Genomic DNA, 5,551 nt, shown 5'->3' on the forward strand with positions numbered 1-5,551 from the left:
AGCGTCCCAGTTGATCCTTTCGGCGTTGAGCACGATCGCCGCGGCGCGGTCGTAGCACAACAGGTCAAGGGCTTCGTTACCGCCCTTGCGTCCCATCATCGCCCACCCTTTCGGGGTACGAACCTCCCGGCTTAGCTCATCAGCGAATCTCTGAGCGGCTGTTGTTTGAAGGAGGGGAAGTCGCGGATATGGGTTCAATACAGGTTGCGATTCGGACGGTTTCTCAAATTTGTCACGAACCGTGACAAATCCGAAGAAGCCTGGAGTTCGATTCAAAAAGCGCTCACCGAATGGAAATTTCGCGGCTACTACGCCGAGACCGAGGCAGATCGAGTGACAAAACACTCCTGCATGCGGCCATCGCCCTCGCTTGTAATGACGTCAACCAGGGCCGCGGGAGCCGATATCGGCACGACGCCTACTCCTGTGTAAGTCATCAGTTCTGAGAATTTGAACAGTGCTGTATAAGTTACTAGTGCTTATAATGTTAACAGTGCTGTTTTAGTTATTAGCTGTGATAATGTGATCAGTGCTGTGTAAATTATCAGATCTGCTAATAGTAACAGTGCTGTTTTAGTTATCAGTGCTGATAATGATAACAGCGCTGTGTAAGTTATCAGCTATGAGAATGGCAACAGTCCTGTGGAAGAAAACCGTGCTGCCTGCAACAACAGCACTGTTATCATTTTCGGTTCATACGATGCCCGCCGCGCGGTCCGGGTCGCGAACGGTTCCCCGAGTGGATGAGTGGCACACGTGTCGGTTTCCGAGGCTCGGAAACCGACGACAAGCATCACGCCAAGTCCGCAAACTCCCCAATAACCGCTTGTAAACCGGCTTCCAGGACGATTCCGGATTTCGCAACTACCGAAAAGCAAACTTACCCGGCCGCATACCGGAATCACCATCCCGTACCATGGTGTTGGTACTGACACCACCGCACACAATTGCTTCGTGCTCTCGGGCACCACCTGCCCGGTCCGGAACGCGCGCCACAGCTCGACCTGGACGTCATCGGCACTCTCGGGCGGCCCGTCCAGATGCTCCCATCTCGGCCAGATGCGCCGAAACACCCGGATTTCATGGTTTAGCGCCCGCGCCCTCTCCAGGTCCGGCCCATCAGGGGACAGCAGGAACGCCGCACGACGCAAATAGGAATCCCTCAGGCGCGTGTGGAGAGTGCAGGAGTGCCTGGTCCCTGGACCTCTCAGGCCCAGTAACTTCTGCAGATCGCTATTTGGCGTGGTTATATAACCATCCACGGCGTGTTCCACCCAGTCCGCGAGCTCCGCGGGACCGTGTTCCCTGACCAGGTCACGCAACCCGAGCAGGCGATCCAGGCTCATCCCGGTGCCACTGGTACTGCCTGAATTGACAGTACAAACCTCGCGAAAAAGTGGCTGCCTTTTGGCGGACAGGCGCCCATCGGGCTGATATTTTGAATGGAGGGTGTCATAACCGCATGAATAGTAATGGCAAAAGTATAGGGCCGACCATAGGGCGCTGAAAAATTTCCGAGAACCGCGCCCCCGCTTGCCTGCGCGGTAGACAAACTTCCAGGGAGGACCCGCGGAAAGTTAATTGCCCAACTTCCTTGTAATCGGGAAATCATAACCGGCTCATGAGCTCGATGGTTTCAGCCTCCAGCCACATCGCGGCCTTGCGGTGCTGGTGGGTGAGGTCGATGCCGTGCGCGAGGCAGGCGGCACGGAACCCCCCCTGTTCGCTTCCGCTGCGTCATGTTCTGATCACAAAACCCAACCACCGCCAGAACATCCGGAACATCATGCACAGCCCGATCCAGCTCACTGACCGCACCCTGCACCCCACGCCCCTGGGCCCCGACCTGAGCCGCGCCGAGCTCAGACGCTACAGACTGACCCGGGCGATCCGGGCGATCCGGGCGGCCGTGGAGGCCAGCCAGGGCGACAGCGGCGCGTGGAAGACAGCCGCATCGTTCGAGCGCGCGGTGTCCGACCATATCGCCGCGACCACGGACAAACCCTCCAAAGGGTTCTACGTGCCTCATGGGATGGTCATCCCGATCGAACTAACACGGGTGATAAATGTCACCAAAGGCACCAAGCTGGTGGGCAAGGAGACAATCGAAACCGCGTTCATCGACAACCTGCAGGCACAGTCGGTCGTGGGGCAGGCCGGCGCGACTTTCCTTTTCCGGGCTGCGGGGCAACGTGGACATCCCGAGGCTGACCGGCAGCGGCGCGTTCGCGTGGCTGCCGGACGATGGTGATGTCACCGACCAGGACGTGTCGCTCGATTCCGTATCGATGATGCCAAAGACCGTGGCGGGCAGCGTGGCGATGTCACGGCGTCTGCTGAAGCAATCCACACCGCAGATCGATGCGCTGGTGGCGGAGGACCTGGCCCGCGGCGCCGCACTCACCATCGATCTCGCAGCTCTCGAGGGCGACGGCACGGGTAACAGCCCGATCGGTGTGGCGAACACCCCGGACGTGCTGGCCCAGACGATCACGGACCTGACTGCCGGCGTCCCGACCTGGGAGGAGGCGGTCGGGTTCGTGACCGCCCTTGATTCGCACGACGCGGCCACGGGGAGTCTCGCCTATATCTGCACCCCGGCCGTGCGCGGCGGCATGAAAACAAAAACCAAGGACGCCGGCAGCGGCCAGTTCGTGATTGGCACGGATGGCACGGTCGGCGGCGAGGAGGTGTTGGTGACAAGCCAGCTCAGCCCCAAACGAATCATGTATGGCAATTGGAACGATCTTCTGATCGGGCATGTGGGGCGCGCTCGATATCGTCCCGGACACCGCCTCTAAGGCCGCCTCGGGCGGTCTGGTGCTGCGGGTGTTCCAGGACATCGGGGTACGTCATGCCGAGAGTTTCTGTATCAACGCCTGACGAGGCCAGGGGAGCGAAGAAAATCGATGGGCGGTCCGCGCAGTTGCGCAGCTCGCTCGACTGAGTACGGCGCGGCAGGTTTCGGAATGCCTCGGTTTCGTCCTGCCGTTCCCGCGCGGGGTACGCCCGCACCGTGTGTCGTTTCTCGCTCGACTGGCGCGGTGCGGGCGGAACTCCCTCGGGGACAACGACTGGCGTCGAGCTCGGCGAGGGTTTCCCAGCATGCCGGTAAATCCGCAGCATGCGGCGGATTTGAAAGCGCGGGATTGTCGGCGATGACGAATCGAACGTGGAACAATTGCATGCGCGAGATCGCCGAACTCCTCGAGGACGCGGAGCTCGGACTCGAGGATGCATTGGTCGGCGTAACCGATCCGATACAGACCGAGGAGCTACTACGGCAATACTTCCAACAGGCGGTAACACAGCTCTCGAAGGTCGAGCCACCCAACAAGTTGTGACGCGCAAGGTCGTCACGTTTCCGACGGCAAAGGAACGCCGAATGCGCATCCGCACCACGGAGCGGATGCCGCACCGGCCGTTGCCGGCGCCGCGGCTACAGGTCGAGATGTACGATTCCGGATTCCGCTGCGAGTCCCGGGGATGGGCGCATTTCATGACCGCGGCCCGGCGCGACGAGAGCCGGAACATGCTGCTCGCCGAACTCGCTATCGAACAGGTCGAGCAACGCCCTACGCTGCTGCTGGCCGAAACAGTCGAGCAGGTCCGCCTCCTGGAAGAATACACAGGCGACGGCGTGGTGATCCACGAACTGATTACCAAGTCGGTTCTCGACCAGGCGCGCATCGACATGCATAACGCACCGCTGCTACTGGCGACCTACCTGACCGCGTCCGCTGACGACTTTACCGCGACCCACTGGCGGGCGCTTGTACTGGGCAGCCCGCTATCCAACAGAGGGTGGTTGTTAGGGTATTTGAACCGGCTATCGAAGCCGGCGCCCGGAAAGGAAACCGCGACGATCGTCGACCTGGAAGACCCGCACTGCGCCGCGTACCGGGCCCTGTGCAACCGGCTGAGTGTATATTCACGTATGGATATACCGGTACGGAGGGTTGCGTAATGGAGGCTGCTGTAATCCGGGCGGACGGGATTCGGTTCAGTGCGTCGTCCCTGGCGCGAGAATTCGCCGTGACCAGGGACACGGTACTCAGACGCCTGAGCGCCAGGGACGTGCAGGCGTTCGATGACGGTCGCGGGCACCTGCTGTTGCCTGTCGAGCAGTCGCGCGCCGAACTGGCGTTCGTCGTCAAGGCGTCAGTTCAATTGCTGGAGACGTTACCGGACGTCCTGGACCGGGATTGCGGTCTTGGGCACGAGGCGATTGCGCGCGTCGAGGCCGCGCTCGATGCGCTCCGCGAAAACCTGTACGCGGCCCTGATGGGTGACGAACCGGTACCGGAGATCGCCGTCGAAGGTGTCGCCGGCGATACCATCGACGTCCCCGAGAAACCGCCCCCGCCGCAGGTCGACATGTTCGATTCGAGATGAAGGGATTCGCGCAGGCCTCCGCGATTCGGCGCGACGTCGCCGAGCTGGCACGGCCGCGCTCGCGGATGCGCGTCAGCGAGGCCGCGGCGAAGTACGTAAAGCTCGCGTTGCCCGGGGGCTATGTCGGCAAGTTCGACCCCCAGGTCACGCCGTACATGATCGAGCCCATGGATCTTCTGGCGAGCCGTAGATACGCCGGCCTGGTCTTCGTCGGGCCGGCGCAGGCAGGGAAGACACAGGCGCTGGTGGATGTGTGGAGTTCCTACATGGCGAAGGTTGCGCCCGGTGACATGCTGGTCGTGCAGACCAGCCAAATCACCGCGCGTGACTTCAGCAAACGGCGCGTCGACAGGATGCACCGCAACAGCGATGACCTGCGCGCCGAACTGAGTCCTGCGCGCAGCAAGGATATTATCTTCGATAAGCAATATCGCAACGGCGTGATTCTCTCGATTGGCTGGCCCTCGATCTCACAGCTCTCCGGACGCGCGTTGAAGTTCGTCGCGCTGACCGATCACGACCGGATGCCGCTCGACGTCGACGGTGAAGGGGCGCCGTTCGCGCTGGCCCTGAAACGGACGACAACGTTTCTCTCGGCGGGGATGACGATGGCGGAATCTTCTCCAGGGTGGGACGTGCAGGAACCCCAGTGGACGCCATCGGAACCGCACGAGGCGCCGCCGGCAAAGGGCATCTGTAGCCTGTTCAACCTCGGGGATCGGCGCCGGTTCTACTGGCCCTGCCAAGCGTGCGGCGAATACTTCATGCAACCGAGCGGGATCGATGGATTCGCGTGGCCGCATTGGTATGACCTGCTCGGGGATCACCTCGATTCCGTTGCGGACGAGGCCGGTGTTCCGTGCCCGCACTGCGGTGTCATCAACGGGCCGGAGTGCAAGGCCGCGATGGTTGCCGCGCACAAGTGGGTGCCGGCGGGGTGTCGTATCCAGAAAGGGCAGATCGTCGGGACACCGCGACAATCGGATATCGCATCGTTCTGGCTGCCGGGCGCGGCCGCGGCCTTTCAGACCTGGTCGTCGATCGTGCGCAAGTTCCTGGCGGCCAAGCTCGATTACGAGTCGACCGACAGCGAGATGGCGCTGAAGGCAGTGACTAATCTCGATCTTGGGGAGCCGTACGCGCCGATCGGACTAGG

Annotated in this window: 6 protein-coding genes; all 6 read left to right on the top strand. The window is 61.6% G+C overall.

All coding sequences use genetic code 11. The annotated features are described in order from the left end of the window. The first annotated feature begins 1,786 nt into the window (after positions 1 to 1,786). Positions 1,787 to 2,251 carry a hypothetical protein gene (locus LJE91_11210; protein ID MCG6869262.1) on the top strand — a complete coding sequence of 155 codons (465 nt, stop codon included), beginning with the start codon at positions 1,787 to 1,789 and terminating at the stop codon, positions 2,249 to 2,251. After that, the gene (locus LJE91_11215; protein MCG6869263.1) at positions 2,193 to 2,801 is read left to right on the top strand and encodes a phage major capsid protein; all 609 of its coding nucleotides are present in this window, start codon (positions 2,193 to 2,195) and stop codon (positions 2,799 to 2,801) included. The genes LJE91_11210 and LJE91_11215 overlap by 59 nt, the downstream gene beginning before the upstream one ends. A 357-nt stretch (positions 2,802 to 3,158) precedes the next feature. Continuing rightward, positions 3,159 to 3,344 (top strand): hypothetical protein, encoded by a 186-nt coding sequence (locus LJE91_11220; GenBank protein MCG6869264.1) that lies wholly within the window; start codon positions 3,159 to 3,161, stop codon positions 3,342 to 3,344. A gap of 41 nt (positions 3,345 to 3,385) precedes the next feature. After that, entirely contained in the window at positions 3,386 to 3,967 is a 582-nt protein-coding gene (locus LJE91_11225; protein ID MCG6869265.1) for a hypothetical protein, read from the top strand. After that, positions 3,967 to 4,395 (top strand): DUF1441 family protein, encoded by a 429-nt coding sequence (locus LJE91_11230; GenBank protein MCG6869266.1) that lies wholly within the window; start codon positions 3,967 to 3,969, stop codon positions 4,393 to 4,395. The genes LJE91_11225 and LJE91_11230 overlap by 1 nt, the downstream gene beginning before the upstream one ends. After that, positions 4,392 to 5,551: phage terminase large subunit family protein (locus LJE91_11235; protein ID MCG6869267.1), on the top strand; the 1,160-nt coding region annotated here is incomplete at its 3' end. The genes LJE91_11230 and LJE91_11235, both read left to right, overlap by 4 nt.

This window comes from Gammaproteobacteria bacterium (assembly GCA_022340215.1).
Lineage (GTDB): Bacteria > Pseudomonadota > Gammaproteobacteria > JAJDOJ01 > JAJDOJ01 > JAJDOJ01.

Coding starts and splice junctions, on each gene's coding strand:
- LJE91_11210 (MCG6869262.1), top strand. CDS start 1,787: ATGCACAGCCCGATCCAGCTCACTGACCGCACCCTGCACCCCACGCCC.
- LJE91_11220 (MCG6869264.1), top strand. CDS start 3,159: ATGACGAATCGAACGTGGAACAATTGCATGCGCGAGATCGCCGAACTC.
- LJE91_11225 (MCG6869265.1), top strand. CDS start 3,386: ATGCGCATCCGCACCACGGAGCGGATGCCGCACCGGCCGTTGCCGGCG.
- LJE91_11230 (MCG6869266.1), top strand. CDS start 3,967: ATGGAGGCTGCTGTAATCCGGGCGGACGGGATTCGGTTCAGTGCGTCG.